The sequence below is a fragment of the Micromonospora sp. NPDC093277 genome, assembly GCF_044765245.1.
Taxonomy (GTDB): Bacteria; Actinomycetota; Actinomycetes; order Mycobacteriales; family Micromonosporaceae; genus Micromonospora.
Map to the genome: position 1 here is coordinate 40730 of NZ_JBIWJO010000013.1, position 17851 is coordinate 58580.

A 17851-nucleotide genomic window follows, 5' to 3' on the forward strand; every position below is an offset into this window, starting at 1 on the left:
TTCGCCCTGTTCGCGGGGTCGGGCAGATGTGGCTAAGAGCACCCGTAACGGACAGGGCGTCACTGCGTTCCCGGGCTCGCGTCCTCCGTGAGTGCCTCCCGGCCGACCGGCTCGCCCTCGGTGACCGGCCCGGCCAACTGCACCGCGGCCGGTGCCGCGGCCGGCTCGCCGGCCAGCTTCAGCGTGCCGAAGGCGGCCCGGACCCCGGTCGGCGTGCCGTCCGGCCGGTAGCAGTAGATACCGACGTCCAGCGGGGCGTTGAGGGAGGCGGAGGTCGATTCCACCGAGTAGCACTGACCGTCGGTCCCGTCCGGCGGGGCGGCCGGCGACACCGCGAGCGGGGCCCGTCGGTCGGTGAGCACCTCCAGCCAGTCGGTGAACGGGTGCTCCACCCGGGGGTCCAGCTTCCCGGGTACGGCGTCGTCGGAGTCGCCGAGGCGCACGCAGCTCGCCGGTTCCGCGCGTCCGGCCGAGGGCAGCGCGCACTGGAACAGCCCGTCGGCGGTGGCGACGAGCGAGACGTCGACCGTGCCGCCCCGACCCCAACCGGGCACGTCCACCCGCCAGGAGCCGTCGTTCGCGCTGGTCACCGAGATCCTCCGGTCCGGGCCGTCCGCCGTGGCCAGCGTGTAGGTGGCGGTGAGGTGGCGGTCCTGGGCGGCGGCCGCCAGCGCGGCCAGTTCGTCGCGGGCCGCGTCCGCGGCGGCCTCCGCCGGTACCGGGTCGGCGGTGCTGACCGGGGCGGGCGGCGGCGGGTCGGCGGCGCAGGCGGCCAGCAGCGCCGGCAGGGTGATCGCCAGGGCGCCGGTCAGCCGCCGGGCCGCGCGGAGGTGAGCGTGCACCGGGACATTCTGCGGTGCCCGAAGGCTCCGGGGAGCCCACCGTACGGCTGTTGTGCCGGCGTGTCGCGCGGGTCGCGCCCGACGGGTCCGGCCCTGGTGGGCCGCCTCCCGCCGGGCCGGATGGTGGGATCACCCGACCCGGCGATGTAGGTGGGCGGATAACCTGGGGTGGTCTGACGCGCGCCGCCGGGCCGGAACCCGGCGGCGTCGGCACGCTCAGGGTCATCGCTGGGAGGGAGCGCACCGTCGTGGCACTCGTGGTGCAGAAGTACGGCGGGTCCTCCGTCGCCAACGCCGAGCGGATCAAGCGGGTGGCCGAACGCATCGTGGCCGCCCGCAAGTCCGGCGACGACGTGGTCGTGGTGGTCTCGGCGATGGGCGACACCACCGACGAGCTGCTCGACCTCGCCAACCAGGTCAGTCCCCTGCCACCCGGCCGCGAGCTGGACATGCTGCTCACCGCCGGGGAGCGGATCTCGATGGCGCTGCTCGCCATGGCCATCCACAACCTCGGGTACGAGGCCCGCTCGTTCACCGGCTCGCAGGCCGGCGTGATCACCACCTCGGTGCACGGCCGGGCCCGGATCATGGACGTCACCCCGGGCCGCCTCAAGGGCGCGCTGGACGAGGGGGCCGTGGTCATCGTGGCCGGCTTCCAGGGCGTCTCGCAGGACACCAAGGACGTCACCACGCTGGGCCGGGGCGGGTCGGACACCACCGCCGTGGCGCTCGCCGCCGCGCTCGACGCGGACGTCTGCGAGATCTACACCGACGTGGACGGCGTGTTCAGCGCCGACCCGCGGATCGTGCCGAATGCCCGGCACATCAAGACCATCACCTACGAGGAGATGCTGGAGTTGGCCGCCTGCGGCGCCAAGGTGCTGCACCTGCGCAGCGTCGAGTACGCCCGGCGCGCGGGATTGCCGATCCACGTCCGTTCGTCATACTCGACCAACACCGGCACCATGGTCGCCGGATCGATGGAGGACCTTCCCGTGGAACAGGCACTGATCACCGGGGTCGCCCACGACCGCAGCGAAGCGAAGATCACCATCGTCGGCGTGCCCGACGAGCCGGGTGCCGCCGCGCGGATCTTCGACACCGTGGCCGGGGCTGAGATCAACATTGACATGATCGTGCAGAACGTGTCCACCGAGGGCACCGGCCGCACCGACATCTCGTTCACCCTGCCCAAGACCGACGGCCCGACCGCCATGGCCGCGCTCAGCAAGATCCAGGAGCCGGTCAAGTTCAAGGGCCTGCTCTACGACGACCACGTCGGCAAGGTCTCCCTGATCGGCGCCGGCATGCGCTCGCACCCGGGTGTCGCGGCAGGCTTCTTCGCCGCGCTCGGCGCGGCCGGGGTGAACATCGAGATGATCTCCACCTCGGAGATCCGGGTCTCCGTGGTCTGCCGGGACACCGACCTCGACAAGGCGGTCCGGGCCATCCACGACGCCTTCGACCTGGGCGGCGAGGCCGAGGCCGTGGTCTACGCGGGCACCGGGCGGTAGCGCGACATGTCGTCGCTGCCCACCCTCGCCGTGGTCGGGGCGACGGGTGCCGTCGGTACGGTGATGTGCCAGCTCCTCTCCTCTCGGCGCAACGTCTGGGGCGAGATCCGACTGCTCGCCTCCGAGCGTTCCGCCGGGCGCCAGGTGCAGTGCCGCGGTGAGCCGCTCACCGTGCGGGCGCTCACCCCCGAGGCGCTCGACGGCGTGGACGTCGCGATGTTCGACGTGCCCGACGAGGTCTCGGCGGAGTGGGCACCGGTCGCGGTCAGCCGCGGCGCGGTGGTGGTGGACAATTCCGGCGCGTACCGGATGGACCGGGACGTCCCGCTGGTGGTCCCGGAGATCAACCCCGAGCAGGTACGCAACCGGCCCAAGGGCATCATCGCCAACGCCAACTGCACCACCCTGGCGATGATCGTGGCGATCGCCCCGCTGCACCGCGAGTACGGTCTCCGCGAGTTGGTGCTCGCGTCGTACCAGGCGGTGTCCGGGGCGGGTCAGGCCGGCGTTGACGCGCTGCACGCCCAGCTCGGCAAGATCGCCGGAGACCGGGTGCTCGGCTCCCGCGCGGGCGACGTCCGGCAGGCGGTCGGTGACGAGCTGGGCCCGTTCCCCGCCCCGCTGGCGCTCAACGTGGTGCCCTGGGCCGGCTCGCTGGCCGACGGCGGCTGGTCGTCCGAGGAACTGAAGATGCGCAACGAGTCGCGCAAGATCCTCGGGCTGCCCGACCTCAAGGTCTCCGCCACCTGCGTACGGGTGCCGGTGGTGACCGGTCACTCGGTGGCCGTACACGCGGTCTTCGCCACCGAGGTGGACGCCGAGGGGGCCCGGGAGGCGCTGCGCAACGCCCCGGGCGTGATCCTGGTCGACGACCCGGCTGCCGGCGAGTTCCCGATGCCGATCGACGCCGTCGGCACCGACCCGTCCTGGGTCGGCCGGATCCGTCGGGCCGTGGACGACCCCCGCGCCCTGGACCTCTTCGTCACCGGCGACAACCTCCGCAAGGGCGCCGCCCTCAACACCGCCCAGATCGCCGAACTCCTGGCCGCCGACCTCACCCCCTGACCATCCACCCTTGCTGATCAAGGAGTTTGCGTCGCCGCGACGGCGAATTCCGACGCAAACTCCTTGATCACGCGGTCGGGCACGGGGGGCCGGGTGGGGTGGGTGCGGGTGGGTGGGGGTGGGTCAGGCGGCGGAGAGGTGGACGCCGTCGCGGCCGTGGCGCTTGACGGCGTAGAGAGCCTGGTCGGCGCGGAGCAGGGTGCGTTCGGCGGACTCGCCGGGGTGGGGCAGGGCGACACCGACGCTGATGGTGCGGCCGGTACGCCGGGCCGCCTCGGTCAGTCGCTCGGCGATCCGGACCGCCTCCTCGGGGCGGCTCACCTCGATCACCGCGACGAACTCGTCGCCGCCGGTCCGGTACAACTCGTCGCCCTGCCGCAGCGCCCCCTCCAGCGCCCGGGCCAGCCCGACCAGCAGCCGGTCCCCGGCCTGGTGGCCGTACGTGTCGTTGACGTCCTTGAAGCCGTCCACGTCGATGGCCAGCAGGGCGGTCCGCCCCGGCGTGGCACTCGCGATCCGCTGCCCGAACGGCCCGGTGTGCCGCAGCCCGGTGAGCGGGTCCGAGCTGGCCTGCTCGCGCAGCCTTGCGAGCGTACGCAGCCGGTCCAGGCAGGCCCACGCCTGCCCGGCCAGCAGCTCCATCAGGTTGACCGTGGTCGGGTCGGGGCGCAGCAGTCGCTCGTCGGCGACCAGCAGCACCCCGCCGGTGTCCGGCGGCCCGACCGGCACCGCCACCAGGGTGCGGGCCCCGGCCCGGGCCAGCGGCAGGTAGTCCCCGGTCGGTGGGTGCCCGGCCTCGCCGAGGGTGTACGCCGAGCCGTGTCGGTGCGCCCGGGCGATCAGCCGGCTCAGCGCGGCGGGTCCGGCCTCGGCCAGCTCGGCCCGGATCCGGGACTCCAACTCGCCCGGGGTGCCGGTCGGCGCGCCGAGCCGCGGCTCCCGCTCGGCGAGGATCAGCACGGCGGCACGGAGGGTCGACACGTCCCGGGCGGCGTCGATCGCGGCGGTCATCAGGTCCCACTCGGTGGCGGCGGCGGTCATCGCGGCAGCGTGCCGGAGCAGCTTCTCGCCGCGGCTCTCCGCGGGCGGCCCGCCGAGCGCCACGATCCGGGCGCCCAGCCGGCGGGCGAGCCGCTCGGCGGTCTCCCGCCACCGGGCCAGCTCGACCGGGCCGCTCCACTGCAGGTCGAGCACGCCGATCGGGCGGCCCGCCGGGTCCAGCACCGGCACGCACAGCTCGGCGGTGACGTCGGGACGCACCGGAAGGTGGTCGGGGTCGGCGGTCACGTCGGCGACGACGGCGGGCTCGCCGGAGGCGTACACCCGGCCGACGACAGACCGCTCCAGAGCGCGCCGGGCCGCGTCGGAACTGTCGTACCCGGTCTCCGGCGGCACGGCGGAGAAGACCTGCCAGGCGCCGGTGGCCGCGACGCAGCGAAGCCGGTCGTGGACCCGGAGCAGGATCGAGGCCGCCGCCGGGGTGTACCGGGCGAGCGCGGTGACCGTCCACTGGCACGCCTCAAGGGCGGTCGACGCCATCGGGAGGCGGGCCGTGACGTCTCGTACGACTTGCTCGTGTTCCACGTTGTTCCTGGTGGGAGGGGCCGGGGTGCGATCAAGGGTACTCAGCGGGTGATCCGGCGACCTTCGTACACATGTGCTATCCACAGGGTGTGGACGGGGCCTGTGGGTACGGCGGACCGCGCGGCGGGGCCGGCGACGATAGCGTGAGGGTCCCGGTCCCGAGGAGGCGTCGATGCTCATCGCCCAGCTCAGCGACCCGCACGTGACCACCGGTCCGCTCGCCGCCGAGCAGGCGTCCGGGCTGCACCGGGCCCTCGGCCGGATCCTGGCGCTGCGCCCCCGCCCCGACTGCGTGGTGATCACCGGCGACCTGGTCAGCAACGGCCGAACCGACGAGTACGTCGCGTTGCGCGAGATCATCGGACGGTTCCCGCTCCCCGTCCACCTCGCCACCGGCAACCACGACGACCGGGAGTCACTGCTGGACACCTTCGGCGGCACCCCCTACCTGGGCGGCGGCTTCTCGGCGTACTACCACGTCGATCACCCGGGCGGGACACTCGTGGTGCTGGACTCGCTCGCTCCCGGCGGCAACGGCGGCCGGCTCGGCGACGAGCAACTCGGCTGGCTCGACGGGGTGCTCGCCGGCCGGCCGGACGTGCCCGCCGTCGTGTGCCTGCACCATCCGCCGGTCGCGGTCGGCGTCCCGGCCGCCGACGCCATCCGGCTCGCCGACGCCGACGCGTTCGCCGAGGTGATCGCGCGCCACCCCCATGTCGTACGCGTCGCCGCCGGTCACCTGCACCGCGCGGTGACCAGCGCCTTCGGCGGCACGGTGCTGACCACCGCGCCGAGCACCTGGATACAGGCGAGCCTGACCATGACCGAGGACGAGGAGATCGGGCTGGTCGCCGAACCGACCGCGTTCCTGCTGCACCGGGTGGCCGACGGCAACTGCGTCACACACACCGTTCAGGTGAGCCACGCCGCCGGGCAGACCTGCTGGTTCTGACCGGACGGCCCCGACTCCGCAGCCCGGCGTACGGGTCGGGCCTGCCCGCCCGACCTGCCGCGCCCGACCCGGGCAGGACAACCGGCCGGGCCGGGATGCCCGAGTGGTGCTGCGGTCACACGCTCACCGGACCACCGTCGAAATCGGATGGTCGACGCCGGTGAGCGGAGCGCCGGATGCGCGCCGCCGTTCGGTCGTGGTCGGCCCACCCGGCGGACGCATTTCCCGTGGGCCGGGTCTTGTGGACGGACGCGCCCCCGTGACATCGATAACGTCGGGGCCTCCGGTGGATGGTGCCGGGATTCCTGCCGGCATCCGTCCGCCGGCCCGGAACGAGTGGGGGATCGTGTGAAGAAGAGGTTGGTCGGATTCGCGGCGGCACTCGCGGTCGCGGTCGGCGGCACGCTGGCCGTCGCCGGCCCCGCCCAGGCCGCCACCCCGGCGGTGGAGATCACCCTGGTCTACTACGACTCGCCGGGTACCGACAACCGCTCCAACAAGAGCCTGAACGCCGAGTACGTCCGGCTGACCAACCGGCGCAGCAGCACCGTCAACCTGAAGAACTGGACGGTGCGCGACAAGTCCCGGCACGTGTACCGGTTCAGCGGTGACTTCCGCCTGGCCAAGGGCGCCAGCGTCTATCTGCACACCGGGAAGGGCACCAACACCTCGAAGCACCGGTACTGGGGCTCCGGCGCGTACATCTGGAACAACGACGGCGACACCGCGTACCTGCGCAACGCCGCCGGCACCTCCATCGACACCTGCTCGTGGGGCCGCAAGGGCAGCTACACGTACTGCTGACCCACCGGGGTCTCGGTGCCGGCTCCCCGCTCCCCCGGGGAGCCGGCACCGACCGGGCTCAGCCGAGCAGGGCGTCGCGCAGCGCGGGGGCCAGCACCGCCGGCGGCACCTCGTGGAACCCGCCCGCCAGGCTCAGCCGGGTGGCGCGCGGGATCGCCCCGGCCGTCGCGGCGGCCGCGTCCCGCAGCCGGTCCGGGCTGCCCGTGCTGTCCAGCACGACGGTCGGGACGGCGATCGTGGCGAGCCGGGCGGCGGGCAGGCCACCCTCGCCGGTCACCGTGGTGTCGTACGCCAGGGTGTGCGCCAGCCCCTCCATCCAGGCCCACTCCGGCCTGCCGCGCATTCCGGCGACCGCCTCGGCCGGCACCCTGACCGCGGCGGTCAGGAAGAGCGCGACCGCGTCGCCGCGCCGGCCCGCCGAGACCAGCTCGGTCAGCTGCCCGGCCAGCCCTGGCTCGGCGCCACCGTGCGGGCCGACCTGGAACGGGGGCTCGAAGAGCGCCAGCCCGGTCACCGGCAGCCCCTCGGCCGCCACATACGCGGCGAGGATCGCGCCGGAGGAGAGGCCGTAGAGGTACGCCGCCCCGCCAGCCCGGTCGATCAGGGCCGCCACGTCATCGATCTCCCGCTGCACCGCGTACGGGGCGGTGTCCCCGCTGTCACCACGGCCGCGCCGGTCGTAGCCGTAGACGGAGAAGTCGGCGGCGAGCTCGGCGGCGAGCGGGCGGGTGGTGCTCCGGTCGTTGAAGGCCCCGCCGACGAGGATGATCGGTGGCCCGTCGCCGGCCGTCTCGTACGCGATGGAGGTGCCGTCGGCGGACCGCACCGTGTCCGTTGTCCAAATGGTCCCGTTCGACGTCATGGCTACCTTCCTAGCGCATCCCCCTGACACCGGGCGGTGGTGCAGAAATTCACCTGCCCGCCATGTCGGACTCGACGGTCTGACCAGCGCGGGTCGCCGTACGTATCCACCATCCTGAGGTGCCGCCCCCGGTCGACTGATCGACCGGTGGATGAGAAGCTAGCCCCCGCCGGGTGGCATCCCCCGACTACCGCCACCCGAGACCTGACCCCTGTCGAGGCACGGACCAGGGTCGCCGGGCGAACCATCGTCCGGACCGTACGCGCCGAATCTCATGAGGAGTTCCATGTCCGTCCCTGGGATGCGTCGCCGGGCCGTTGTCGGCCTGGCCGCGCTCGCCGCGACCGCGTTCACCGCGGTCGCCTTCCAGCCCGAGCAGGCCGAGGCCGACCCGAAGCCGGTCGACGTCAAGCTGCTCGCCATCAACGACTTCCACGGCAACCTGGAGCCGCCGACCGGGTCCAGCGGCACCATCGACGGGCAGACCGCCGGTGGCGCGGAGTACCTGGCCACCCAGCTCGCGAAGCTGCGTGGCAAGACCAAGCAGGAGCAGGACCACACGGTCACGGTCGCCGCCGGTGACCTGATCGGCGCCTCCCCGCTGCTCAGCGCGGCCTTCCACGACGAGCCGACGATCGAGGAGATGAACCTCGCCGGGCTTGAGTTCAGCAGCGTCGGCAACCACGAGTTCGACGAGGGCGCCGCCGAGCTGCTCCGCATCCAGAACGGCGGCTGCCACCCGGTCGACGGCTGCGCCGACGGCACCAAGTTCAAGGGCGCCAAGTTCCAGTACCTCTCCGCGAACGCCTTCAAGACCGCCAGCGGCCAGCCGCTGCTGCCGCCGTACGGCACCAAGACGATCGACGGGGTCAAGATCGGCTTCATCGGGATGACCCTGGAGGGCACCCCGCAGATCGTCAGCCAGCAGGGCGTGGCCGGTCTGACCTTCGCCGACGAGGCGGAGACCGCCAACAAGTACGCCCGCATCCTGCGTTCCCAGAACGTCGAGGCCATCGTCGTGCTGCTGCACGAGGGCGGGATGCAGAACGGCGGCGGCATCAACGACTGCACCGGGTTCAGCGGCCCGATCGTCGACATCGCCAACCGGATGGACCCGTCCATCGACGTGATCGTCAGCGGGCACACCCACAACGCGTACAACTGCAACATCAACGGCAAGCTGGTCACCAGCGCCAGCTCCTTCGGCCGCCTGGTCACCCAGATCGACCTGAAGCTCGACCGGCGCACCAAGGACGTGATCAGCGCCAGCGCGAACAACGTCGTGGTCACCCGGGACGTCCCGAAGGACCCGGCCAGCACCAAGCTGATCGACCACTACAAGACCGCCCTCGGCCCGGTCGCCGACAAGGTGGTCGGCGAGACCACCGGCGCGATCACCCGGAACCAGGAGAACCTGTTCCAGACCGGGGTCGACGCCAACGGCAAGCCGACGTACCAGACCGGTGAGTCGGCGCTCGGCAACCTGATCGCCGACGCCCAGCTCGCCGCCACCGACAACGAGCAGAACGCGGTCGCCGCGTTCATGAACCCCGGCGGTGTCCGCGCCGACATCGGCGCCGGCAAGGTCACCTACTCCGACGCGTTCACCGTCCAGCCGTTCGCCAACAACCTGGTGACGCTGGACCTGACCGGCGCGCAGCTCTACTGCATGCTGGAGCAGCAGTTCACCGTCGCCCGCGTGCTGTACGCGTCCTCGACCGTGCACTACGTCGTCGACACCAACGGCACCACTGCGCCCGTCACCGCGCCGTGCAGCGGCACCCGGGTGGTCCGGGGCAGCCTCACCATCAACGGTGCCCCGGTCACCGACACCGCGACCTACCGGGTCACGGTGAACAACTTCCTCTCCGGCGGTGGTGACGGCTTCGGCGTCCTCGTCGACGGCAAGAACCAGGTCACCGGCATGATCGACCTGGACGCCTTCGTGGCGTACCTGACCGAGAAGTCGCCGGTGTCGCCGCCGGCGCTGGACCGGATCCAGACCACCGCGGAGGTTTCCGCCGCCTGACGCGGACCTGCGCCGAACGGGGCCCCGGAGCTGATGCTCCGGGGCCCCGTTCGCTGTCCGCCCGTCGTGGGGACGGGTTGCCTCAGGCGGTGACGGGTTCCAGGTTCTGGGTCGGGGTGGAGCGGCCGTCCTGGGCGGCGGTGAGCAGCCGGTGCAGCGACAGGGCCAGCGCCGATGCGGCCAGGCAGCCGCCCACCACGACCGCCACCCAGAGCCGGCCGTGCGCCACGCCGAGCAGCGGCCCGGCGGTGACCGGGCCGATGATCCCGCTGATTCCGAAGATCATCGAGCCCATCGCGTTGTACCGCCCGCGTAGCTCGTCGGTGGCGAGCGCGTTGGTCAGCGCCGGCATCACCGGTGAGAGCATCGTCTCGCCGAACCCGAAGATGGCCGAGCAGGCCACCACGCCGAGCGCCGCGATCAGCGCGTTGCCCGTACCGATCAGGCCGGCCGCGCCGAGTACCAGCCAGGCGACCGCGAAGATCGCGCCCACCGCGGCGAGCCCGCGGGTCCGGCTGCGCCCCTCCATCCGGCGGATCACCAGGAGCTGAGAGAGCACGATCATCACGGTGTTGGCGGCGAGCGCCCAGGCCACGACCCGCGGCGTCACCTCCACCACCCGGATCGAGTACGCGGCGAAACCCACCTCGATCTGGGCGTAGCCGCAGGTGGTGAGCACCAGCCCGAAGATGATCAGCCGCCGGAACGGCCGGTCCCGCAGCACGGTGAGATAGCCCCCACTGGACCGGCCGGTGCCCGCCGCCGCCGGCGGCCGCGCCGGTCGGTGCCCGACGTGCGGCAGGGTCAGCAGGATCAGGCCCGGCATCAGGTAGCTCAGCGCGTCCAGCAGGTAGATGGCCTGGAAGGTGACCGGACGGGCGATGTCGACGATCGCGCCGGAGATCAGGCCGCCGACCCCGATGCCGAGGTTGAGCAGGGCGAACTGGAGGCCGAAGACCCGTTGCCGCTCGCCGTCGCCGGTGAGCGAGGCGAGGATGGTGGTCTGCCCGGACCAGATGGCCGAACCGCCCACCGCGATCAGCGTGCTGACCGCGAACGCCTTACCGAGCGAGTCGACCAGCGCGAGTGAACCGGTGCCGACCGCCTCGATCACCAGGCAGGGCAGCACCACCCGGCGGGCGCCGAACCGGTCGATCAGCGTTCCGCCCAACGGGGACAGGGCGAGGGTCACCGCGCCGAACCAACCGATCACCAGGCCGGCCTGGTTGTCGGTCAGGCCGCGCACGTTGGTGAGGTAGATGAAGAGGAACGGCAGGGTCAACCCGCGCCCGATGGCCGACAGGAGGGTGCCGAGCAGGATCCGACGGGCTTCCGGACGGGCGGGAAGGGCGCGGCGCAGCATGGCTGGATTCTGTGTGGCGGGTACGACGACCCGCGAGCCGATTACCGCCGGTTCTGCGTTGAGCAGAGCCGGTACGTGAGCAAGCACACGTCGTCTGCCATGCTGGCCCGGTGACCACGACCTGGCGCCACCTACCCGCCTCAGCCCGGGAGATCGCCGGGGCCGCCACGGAGGCCGTCGCCGCGGCCCGCGACCGGGACGCCGGAGCGTACGGGCCAGCGGTCGACCGACTCACCGCCGCCGACCGGGCCGGTCTGGTGCTCGGCGGGGTGGTCCGGCTACTGCTGGAGGAGACCCACCCCGACGGGCTGGACGGCGACGACGTACGCCAGGTGCTGGAACGCTGCGTGCGGTCGGCCGCGCAGTGGCGGCCCGAGGTCGACCCGCACGTGCTGCTGGTCCTGCTGGCCGGCGCGCTCGGCGTCTACGACCCGGGCGACGACGACGCGCCCCCCGACCCGGCCGGGATCGCCCGGCACGCCCCGCTGCTCGTCGCCGACCTGCTGGCGGCGGCCGGGCGGCCCCTGGAGGGCTACCTGACCGCCGCCTTCGCCGAGGTGGCCCGCACCGAGCTGCACGACTGACGGATCGGGCGTCCCGGCCCCCGCTCCGCTCTCGTCCGCGGCCCGCTCAGGGGCTCGCGGCGAGGAGCCCGCTCACGGGCTCGCGGCGAGGAAGACGAAGGCGGCGAGCAGCACCAGGTGGACCCCGCCCTGGAGCACGGTCGCCCGTCCGGGCACCACGGTGAGCACGCCGGTCACCGCGGTGAGCGCGAGCAGGGTCAACTGGGTGCCGCCGAGGCCGAGGACCAGCGGGCCCTGCAGCCAGATCGAGGCGAGCGCAATGGCCGGAATGGTCAGGCCGATGCTGGCCATCGCCGAGCCGAGCGCCAGATTGAGGCTGATCTGCACCCGGTCCCGCCGGGCGGCCCGGGCGGCGGCGAGGGTCTCCGGCAGCAGCACCAGCAGGGCGATGATCACCCCGACGAAGGCCGGTGGCAGGTTCGCCGCCGAGACGCCGTGCTCGATCGCCGGGGAGACCAGCTTGGCGTTGCCGACCACCGCGACCAGGGCCACGACCAGCAGCGCCAGGCTGGTCAACGCGGTACGGGCCGACGGCGGGTCGGCGTGCCCGTCGCCGTCGGCGTCGACGGCCAGTACGCTGCCCTCCTGGGTGACCGGGAGGAAGTAGTCACGGTGCCGGCCGGTCTGCACCATCACGAAGAGCACGTAGAGGGCGAGCGAGGCGACCGCCGCGAAGGTGAGCTGCGCGGGGGAGAACTGCGGACCGGGCCGGCCGATGGTGAAACTCGGCACCACCAGGCTGAGGGTGGCGAGGGTGGCCACGGTGGCCAGGGCCCCGCCGGTGCCCTCCGGATTGAAGACCGCCACCCGTCGCCGTAGCGCGCCGATCAACAGGGACAACCCTAAGATGCCGTTGCAGGTGATCATCACGGCGGCGAAGACGGTGTCCCGGGCCAGCGACTGGGTCTTGTCCCCACCGCTGATCATGAGCGTGACGATGAGTCCGACCTCGATCACCGTCACCGCCACCGCGAGCAGCAGCGAGCCGAGCGGCTCACCTACTTTGTGGGCCACCACCTCGGCGTGGTGCACGGCCGCCAGCACCGCGCCGGCAAGCAGCGCGGCCACCACCACGATCACCACGGCGGGCAACGCGCGTCCCCAGGAGGCCACGAGCATCAAGATCGCGATCAGGGGTACGAGGGTGGTCCAGTCGGTCAGGCGGGATCGGATCTGCGCGGCCATTCGTCAACGATGCCAGGAATTTTGATCATCTGCCCAAGGGAGGCGGCGCTGGTCCGCACCCTGAGCGACTCGAGCCCCGCCCGCCTGGTTTGCCCGGCCCACGTCCGGGTACCCGGCGCCCCATGATCGCACTGATCGTCGCGTTGTTGCTGGTCTGGTTGGTCCTGGTGATCGTCGGGCTCGTGGTCAAGGGCCTGTTCTGGCTCTTCGTGATCGGGGCGATCCTGTTCGTCGCGACCGCGATCGTCGGCTGGGTCCGTCGGCGGGTGGGCCATGATGCTCAGCGAGGCGCCGTCCGCCGCTGAGTCGAGGCGGCCCAAGCAAGGCGAAGGCCGGGCACGGCGAGCGTGCCCGGCCTTCTTCGACGTGATCAACCGAGCGTGAGCTCGAACGCCCCGCCCTTGTGCTTGTGGATCTTGTAGTTGGCCGCCGTGGCGAAGCTCTCGCCGCCCACGAACCTGCGACCGCTCTCGCTCGGGTAGTACTCGAACCGGACGTGCTGCCCGCCGATGAGCTGGCGGGCGACGCCGAGGTTCGGTTTGTCGAGCCACCACGTGCCGACGATGTCGCCGGTGTCGGAGTTGCGGGCGACCAGGTACCCCTGGAACGGGGTGGTGCTCGCCACCGTCACGGCGACCCCGGCCGCGAGCCGGTAGTCGTAGGTGGTGGTGCCGCCTGCGACGACCTTGATCCGGTCGGCCCGGTCGCGGTTGGCCTCGCCGCCACTCCACTGCGTGGCGTGCTGGTACACGTCGAACAGGAGCGGCCACTCGTACGGGCCGAGCTTGTCGATCCGGTAACGGCCCTCGTCACCGATGGCGAAGGCGCCGAATCCGCCGCCCAGGCCGGGGTGCTCGCCGGCGATCCGCACGGTGCCCCCTCGGGACAGCGCGGCTCCGTCCGGCCCGAAGACCTGACCGGTGATGACACCCGCGCGATCCATCCGGATGACCGGCGGCGTGACCGTCTCGCCGGACTTCACGGTGAACTGCGTGGCGCGGCGCAGGTCGCCCGTGCCGCCGCGCGGACCGAGCCACTGGGCGCCGTAGCCGTCGGCCTGGTCTGGCCAGGCCAGCAGCTGGTAGGTGCCCGCACCCTTCCCGAACCACTGGGTGATCTTGCCGTTTGCGTCGGTGACCTCGCCACAGCCGTCCGGCATCCGGACCTCGTCAACGAGCACCGGGACGATGCACACGCCGGGCAGCGGAGCGCCGGTCGCGGCGTCCACCACGGTGGCGGTGACGCGGGCCAGCGGCTCCATGACCAGCCTGACGTCGGTCTGTTCGCCGGCCACGACCGTCACCGACGCGCCGTCGAAGGAATAGCCCGAGGCGTAGGCCCAGATCTCGTGGGTGCCGACGGGGACGGTGGGGTAGACGGCCTCGCCGTTTCTGGCCTGGCGCTCGTCGAGCCCGATGCTGGAGCTGAAGTTCAGGATCGGTTGGCCGGTACGCGAATCCACGGCGGTGAGGCGGACCCTGCCCGTCGGCAGCTTCTGGTCGTCGACCGTGGTGGTCCCGCCCTCGGTGACGGCGAACCGGGTCGCCTTCGACTCGTTCACCGCGCCGTAGGCGTACTGCTGCATGCGCAGCGTCGAGCTGTAGAAGTGGACCGTGTAGCCGGTGCCCACGGGGACCTGGTCGAGCCGGTAGCGGCCGTCCTGGTCGGTCTGGGCGCTGCCGAAGAACTGGCCGTTGCTGACGTAGACGTCCACACCGGGCATCGGCGCGCCGGACGCGTCGGTGAAGCGGCCCGCCATGGCGCCGGTGGGGACCAGGGTGTCGTTGACCGTCACCGTGCCGCCCGCCGTGACCGCGAAGACCGCCGCGGCGTCGCTGTCCAACGTGCCGTACGCGAACTGAGTGAACCCGCCGACGTCGAACCGGACCCGGTAACTCCCCGGCACGACCTGGATGTCGAAGCTGCCGTCCGGCCCCGTGTTGCCGTAGCCGTAGCTGCTGTAGTCGGTGGCCTCGGCGCTGACGAACGCGTACGGCACCGGGGCGCCGGTCCGGTCGACCAGCCGCCCGGTGATGGTGCCGGCCGGCAGCAGTTCGTCGTCGACCACCGTGGCGCCACCAGCCGTCACGGTGATGAGGTTCGCCGACGACCAGTCGGACTTGCCGTAGGCGTACTGGGTCGGGTGGCCCCAGGCCTCGAAGTTCACCCGGTACCGGCCCGGCGGGACCGCGTTGAACGCGTACCGGCCCTGGTCGTCGAGCCAGGCGTAGTCCCAGTGGTCGACGTCGTCGCCGTACAGGTAGACGGCGCCGCCGGTGACCGCGGCGCCGCCGTCGGTCAGGTGGCCCGTGATGGAGCCGGTGGATGCCGCCTGGGCCGGCGTGGCCAGCCCGGTCAGGGCCAGGGTGATGCCGAGCAGCAGTGCGCCGAACCGGCGCAGCGTTGATCTCCTCATGAGTCCCCCGTGCAAGGAGTGGGATGAGTCGGGAACGCGACCCGCGTTGGCCCGCCAGCGTAGCGACAGGCGGCAATGGCTGTACCTCACCGGATCAGTCGAAGATCGCCGCTCGATGACTTCTTGTCTGCCTCGCGCACACTGACGAAGTGAGCTACTGGGGAAGCTGGCGGCGACTCGCGGTGCTGACCGTCTGTGTCCTGGTCGCCGCCGCGGTCGGTCTGTCGAAGGGCTGGGCGAGTGCCACGGTTGACCCACCCTCCCCGCCTCCGGTGTGCCAACTCATCCGACCTGAGGTCTTCGACCTTCTCGTGCCTCGGCACGGGCCGCTTCAGGCCGGGGGCGAGGAGAAGAGCCTCCCAGGTGCCCGCTCGAAGACGTGTCAGGCGGAGAGCACGTCCACGACGGACGGGGAACGAGCCTCGCTGTGGGTGGTGTTGGCTCGCTTCGGCCGGCACGACGGCCAGGGCCCGCGGTGCATCACGATCGACGGGCTGCTGCTAAACCCCGTCAACCGCGTCAAACACCCGGTTGCGCTCGGCGACGCTGCTGTCTACTTCCTGGAGGGCGACTCCGTCACCAGCCAGGTCATTCACCTGAGCGCCTGCATTGGCACCTATCTCGTCTACGTCCGGTACGAGGTTGTGGGAGCCACAGACGCAGCCGTCGTCGAGTCGGCCACCAGCGTCGCTCAGGAGGTGCTGTCATGGCTGTGATTCCGCCCCACTGGGCAGGCAACCTCAAGAGCGGGCCGCCGCCTCGCCTCCCCGTCGACCGGCGGGTACGCCTCCAGGAATGGCTGTTCGGTCTGGCTGCCGTGTCGCTCGTCATCACTGCGGGGATCCTCAGTTGGCACCTCGCCCGGCTCGCGGCGCCCACCATCGTGCGATGGCAGATCACGGTCACCGATGCGAACAACGATGCCCCGCCACGGCCCGAGCTGCCCATATCTCCCTTCGCGCGGTGAGCGCAACAGCGCGCGTTTGACCGAAACGCGGAGGTCGGCGGACGCATGGCCGGGATCACAGGTTTGCTGATTCCTCGCCACGTTCAGGTGGGTGCTCGCTGAAACGGATCAAGGCCCCTCCGTGGAGGGGCCTTGATCCGTTGTTACCTCTGGTCGGGGTGGCCGGATTCGAACCGACGACCTCTTCGTCCCGAACGAAGCGCGCTACCAAGCTGCGCCACACCCCGAGGCGTGCCGACAAATAGTAGCCCACACGCCCCGATGGTCAAACTCGGTACCCCCACCCGGAACGCGGGTCGCTCAGCGGGGGATCAGCGTGAGCACGCTCGCCTCCGGTGGGCAGGCGAAGCGTACGGGGGCGGTGGGGTGGGTGCCGAGGCCGGCGGAGACGTGCAGCCAGGAGTCCGAGCCGGGCCAGCGGTGCAGGCCGCGGGCCATCGAGCGGGGCAGGCCGCAGTTGGTCACGAGCGCGCCGTAGCCGGGTACGCAGACCTGGCCGCCGTGGGTGTGCCCGGCCAGCAGCAGCCCGAAGCCGTCGGCGGCCATCCGATCCAGCACGACCGGTTCCGGGGAGTGGCTGAGCGCGATGGAGAGCGTCGACGTGGAGCCGACCGGGCCGGCGACCGCGTCGTAGTCGTCCCGCTCGACGTGCGGGTCGTCCACGCCGAGCAGTTCGATCTCCCGGCCGCCCGCCTTCAGGGTGGTCCGCGCGTTGTTGAGATCCGCCCAGCCGGCACCGGTGAAGACGTCGCGCAGTTCCTCGTACGGCAGCGGCACGCCCTCGGTGTACTCGCGCTCGGGCAGGAAGTAGGTGAACGGGTTCTTCCAGACCGGCCCGGTGTAGTCGTTGGAGCCGAAGACGAAGGCACCCGGGAGGTCGAGCAGCGGTTGCAGGGCGCGCAGCACCCCGGGGAGCGCGTCGGGGTGCGCCATGTTGTCCCCGGTGACCACCACCAGGTCGGGATCGAGGGCGGCCAGCGAGGCCACCCAGTCCTGCTTGCGCTGCTGGTTGGGCGTCATGTGCAGGTCCGACAGGTGCAGCACGCGCAGCGGCTCGGCGTCGGTCGGAAGCACCGGTACGTCGTACCGGCGCAGGGTGAACATGTTGCGCTCGACGAGCGACGCGTACGCCAGGGTGGCCGCGCCGGCGACGGCGGTCCCGGCGGCGAGCCGGAATAGTGTGCGCTTTCGCATGATGTTCAGGGTAGTTTGACCACCCATGAGCACGCTGAAGGATCGTCTCACCGCCGACATGCGCGCCGCCCTGAAGGCGCGCGACGAGCTGACCACCTCCACGCTGCGGATGGCCCTCGCGGCCGTCGGCAATGCCGAGGTCGCCGGTAAGGAGAAGCGCGAGCTCAGCGACGACGAGGTGCTCGCGGTGCTGACCAAGGAGGCGAAGAAGCGGCGCGAGGCGGCCACCGCGTTCGCCGACGCGGGCCGCGCCGAGCAGGCGAGCAAGGAGACCGCCGAGGGTGAGGTGCTGGACCGCTACCTGCCGAAGCAGCTCGCCGACGACGAGCTGGCCGAGCTGGTCGCGGGCGCGCTCGCCGCGGGCGGCTTCACCGGTAAGGCGCAGATGGGCCCGGCCATGAAGGCGGCCCAGGCCGCGGTGGCGGGCCGGGCCGAGGGTGGTCGGGTCGCCGCCGAGGTACGCCGGCAGCTCGGCCTCTGATCCCGTAGA

At 72.0% G+C, this 17851-nt stretch carries 17 protein-coding genes and 1 tRNA gene; 10 read left to right on the forward strand and 8 right to left on the reverse strand.

From position 1 onward, the window contains the following. Window positions 1-59 precede the first annotated feature (59 nt). Window positions 60-842 carry a hypothetical protein gene (locus ACIRG9_RS25435; protein ID WP_402860726.1) on the reverse strand — a complete coding sequence of 261 codons (783 nt, stop codon included), beginning with the start codon at window positions 840-842 and terminating at the stop codon, window positions 60-62. A 248-nt stretch (window positions 843-1090) separates the two neighbouring features. On the opposite strand from ACIRG9_RS25435, the gene ACIRG9_RS25440 reads away from it, so the two are divergent. Together ACIRG9_RS25440 and ACIRG9_RS25445 are read left to right on the forward strand one after the other, a co-directional pair. Beyond that, window positions 1091-2356 (forward strand): aspartate kinase, encoded by a 1266-nt coding sequence (locus ACIRG9_RS25440; RefSeq protein WP_402860729.1) that lies wholly within the window; start codon window positions 1091-1093, stop codon window positions 2354-2356. A gap of 6 nt (window positions 2357-2362) precedes the next feature. After that, the gene (locus ACIRG9_RS25445) at window positions 2363-3421 is read left to right on the forward strand and encodes an aspartate-semialdehyde dehydrogenase (RefSeq protein ID WP_402860732.1); all 1059 of its coding nucleotides are present in this window, start codon (window positions 2363-2365) and stop codon (window positions 3419-3421) included. A 123-nt stretch (window positions 3422-3544) separates the two neighbouring features. Here the strand turns inward: ACIRG9_RS25445 and ACIRG9_RS25450 are convergent, their stop codons facing one another. After that, the gene (locus ACIRG9_RS25450; RefSeq protein ID WP_402861106.1) at window positions 3545-4960 is read right to left on the reverse strand and encodes a diguanylate cyclase; all 1416 of its coding nucleotides are present in this window, start codon (window positions 4958-4960) and stop codon (window positions 3545-3547) included. A gap of 217 nt (window positions 4961-5177) precedes the next feature. Here ACIRG9_RS25450 and ACIRG9_RS25455 point away from each other — a divergent pair, with 217 nt between their 5' ends. Both ACIRG9_RS25455 and ACIRG9_RS25460 read left to right on the forward strand, forming a co-directional pair. Beyond that, a complete protein-coding gene (locus tag ACIRG9_RS25455) occupies window positions 5178-5957 on the forward strand; it encodes a phosphodiesterase (RefSeq protein WP_402860735.1) in 780 nt (259 codons plus the stop codon). Window positions 5958-6305: 348 nt separating this feature from the next. After that, a complete protein-coding gene (locus ACIRG9_RS25460) occupies window positions 6306-6761 on the forward strand; it encodes a lamin tail domain-containing protein (RefSeq protein ID WP_402860738.1) in 456 nt (151 codons plus the stop codon). Between the two features lie 58 nt (window positions 6762-6819). Here the strand turns inward: ACIRG9_RS25460 and ACIRG9_RS25465 are convergent, their stop codons facing one another. Continuing rightward, window positions 6820-7623 (reverse strand): alpha/beta fold hydrolase, encoded by an 804-nt coding sequence (locus ACIRG9_RS25465; protein WP_402860741.1) that lies wholly within the window; start codon window positions 7621-7623, stop codon window positions 6820-6822. Window positions 7624-7909: 286 nt separating this feature from the next. Here ACIRG9_RS25465 and ACIRG9_RS25470 point away from each other — a divergent pair, with 286 nt between their 5' ends. After that, window positions 7910-9652, forward strand: coding sequence for a bifunctional metallophosphatase/5'-nucleotidase (locus tag ACIRG9_RS25470; protein WP_402860744.1), 1743 nt, complete (start codon window positions 7910-7912; stop codon window positions 9650-9652). Window positions 9653-9734: 82 nt separating this feature from the next. Here ACIRG9_RS25470 and ACIRG9_RS25475 read toward each other — a convergent pair whose 3' ends face one another. Beyond that, complete coding sequence (locus ACIRG9_RS25475) at window positions 9735-11015, reverse strand: MFS transporter (RefSeq protein WP_402860747.1); 1281 nt, start codon at window positions 11013-11015, stop codon at window positions 9735-9737. Window positions 11016-11125: 110 nt separating this feature from the next. Here ACIRG9_RS25475 and ACIRG9_RS25480 point away from each other — a divergent pair, with 110 nt between their 5' ends. Further along, window positions 11126-11599, forward strand: a complete 474-nt coding sequence (locus tag ACIRG9_RS25480) for a hypothetical protein (protein ID WP_402860750.1) — start codon at window positions 11126-11128, stop codon at window positions 11597-11599. Window positions 11600-11671: 72 nt separating this feature from the next. On the opposite strand, the gene ACIRG9_RS25485 is transcribed toward ACIRG9_RS25480, so the two are convergent. Further along, a complete protein-coding gene (locus tag ACIRG9_RS25485) occupies window positions 11672-12784 on the reverse strand; it encodes a calcium:proton antiporter (RefSeq protein WP_402860753.1) in 1113 nt (370 codons plus the stop codon). 122 nt (window positions 12785-12906) lie between these two features. On the opposite strand from ACIRG9_RS25485, the gene ACIRG9_RS25490 reads away from it, so the two are divergent. Beyond that, entirely contained in the window at window positions 12907-13089 is a 183-nt protein-coding gene (locus ACIRG9_RS25490) for a hypothetical protein (protein ID WP_402860756.1), read from the forward strand. Window positions 13090-13154: 65 nt separating this feature from the next. On the opposite strand, the gene ACIRG9_RS25495 is transcribed toward ACIRG9_RS25490, so the two are convergent. Further along, entirely contained in the window at window positions 13155-15200 is a 2046-nt protein-coding gene (locus tag ACIRG9_RS25495) for a carboxypeptidase regulatory-like domain-containing protein (protein WP_402860759.1), read from the reverse strand. A 149-nt stretch (window positions 15201-15349) separates the two neighbouring features. On the opposite strand from ACIRG9_RS25495, the gene ACIRG9_RS25500 reads away from it, so the two are divergent. Next, window positions 15350-15916 carry a hypothetical protein gene (locus ACIRG9_RS25500; RefSeq protein ID WP_402860762.1) on the forward strand — a complete coding sequence of 189 codons (567 nt, stop codon included), beginning with the start codon at window positions 15350-15352 and terminating at the stop codon, window positions 15914-15916. Next, the gene (locus tag ACIRG9_RS25505) at window positions 15907-16167 is read left to right on the forward strand and encodes a hypothetical protein (protein WP_402860765.1); all 261 of its coding nucleotides are present in this window, start codon (window positions 15907-15909) and stop codon (window positions 16165-16167) included. Before ACIRG9_RS25500 ends, ACIRG9_RS25505 begins: the two co-directional genes overlap by 10 nt. Before the next feature lie 150 nt (window positions 16168-16317). Here the strand turns inward: ACIRG9_RS25505 and ACIRG9_RS25510 are convergent. Together ACIRG9_RS25510 and ACIRG9_RS25515 are read right to left on the reverse strand one after the other, a co-directional pair. After that, a tRNA-Pro gene (locus tag ACIRG9_RS25510) sits at window positions 16318-16394 on the reverse strand. A gap of 73 nt (window positions 16395-16467) precedes the next feature. Further along, entirely contained in the window at window positions 16468-17361 is an 894-nt protein-coding gene (locus ACIRG9_RS25515; RefSeq protein WP_402860768.1) for a metallophosphoesterase, read from the reverse strand. A gap of 25 nt (window positions 17362-17386) precedes the next feature. On the opposite strand from ACIRG9_RS25515, the gene ACIRG9_RS25520 reads away from it, so the two are divergent. Then, window positions 17387-17842 (forward strand): GatB/YqeY domain-containing protein, encoded by a 456-nt coding sequence (locus ACIRG9_RS25520; RefSeq protein WP_402860771.1) that lies wholly within the window; start codon window positions 17387-17389, stop codon window positions 17840-17842. The last annotated feature ends 9 nt before the right edge of the window (window positions 17843-17851 follow it).

What these genes read in the sequence shown, in the direction of transcription:
- ACIRG9_RS25465 (WP_402860741.1), bottom strand. Translation starts at nt 7,623, where the DNA reads ATGACGTCGAACGGGACCATTTGGACAACGGACACGGTGCGGTCCGCC.
- ACIRG9_RS25515 (WP_402860768.1), bottom strand. Translation starts at nt 17,361, where the DNA reads ATGCGAAAGCGCACACTATTCCGGCTCGCCGCCGGGACCGCCGTCGCC.
- ACIRG9_RS25485 (WP_402860753.1), bottom strand. Translation starts at nt 12,784, where the DNA reads ATGGCCGCGCAGATCCGATCCCGCCTGACCGACTGGACCACCCTCGTA.
- ACIRG9_RS25450 (WP_402861106.1), bottom strand. Translation starts at nt 4,960, where the DNA reads ATGGCGTCGACCGCCCTTGAGGCGTGCCAGTGGACGGTCACCGCGCTC.
- ACIRG9_RS25470 (WP_402860744.1), top strand. Translation starts at nt 7,910, where the DNA reads ATGTCCGTCCCTGGGATGCGTCGCCGGGCCGTTGTCGGCCTGGCCGCG.
- ACIRG9_RS25520 (WP_402860771.1), top strand. Translation starts at nt 17,387, where the DNA reads ATGAGCACGCTGAAGGATCGTCTCACCGCCGACATGCGCGCCGCCCTG.
- ACIRG9_RS25475 (WP_402860747.1), bottom strand. Translation starts at nt 11,015, where the DNA reads ATGCTGCGCCGCGCCCTTCCCGCCCGTCCGGAAGCCCGTCGGATCCTG.
- ACIRG9_RS25455 (WP_402860735.1), top strand. Translation starts at nt 5,178, where the DNA reads ATGCTCATCGCCCAGCTCAGCGACCCGCACGTGACCACCGGTCCGCTC.
- ACIRG9_RS25505 (WP_402860765.1), top strand. Translation starts at nt 15,907, where the DNA reads ATGGCTGTGATTCCGCCCCACTGGGCAGGCAACCTCAAGAGCGGGCCG.
- ACIRG9_RS25445 (WP_402860732.1), top strand. Translation starts at nt 2,363, where the DNA reads ATGTCGTCGCTGCCCACCCTCGCCGTGGTCGGGGCGACGGGTGCCGTC.
- ACIRG9_RS25495 (WP_402860759.1), bottom strand. Translation starts at nt 15,200, where the DNA reads ATGAGGAGATCAACGCTGCGCCGGTTCGGCGCACTGCTGCTCGGCATC.
- ACIRG9_RS25490 (WP_402860756.1), top strand. Translation starts at nt 12,907, where the DNA reads ATGATCGCACTGATCGTCGCGTTGTTGCTGGTCTGGTTGGTCCTGGTG.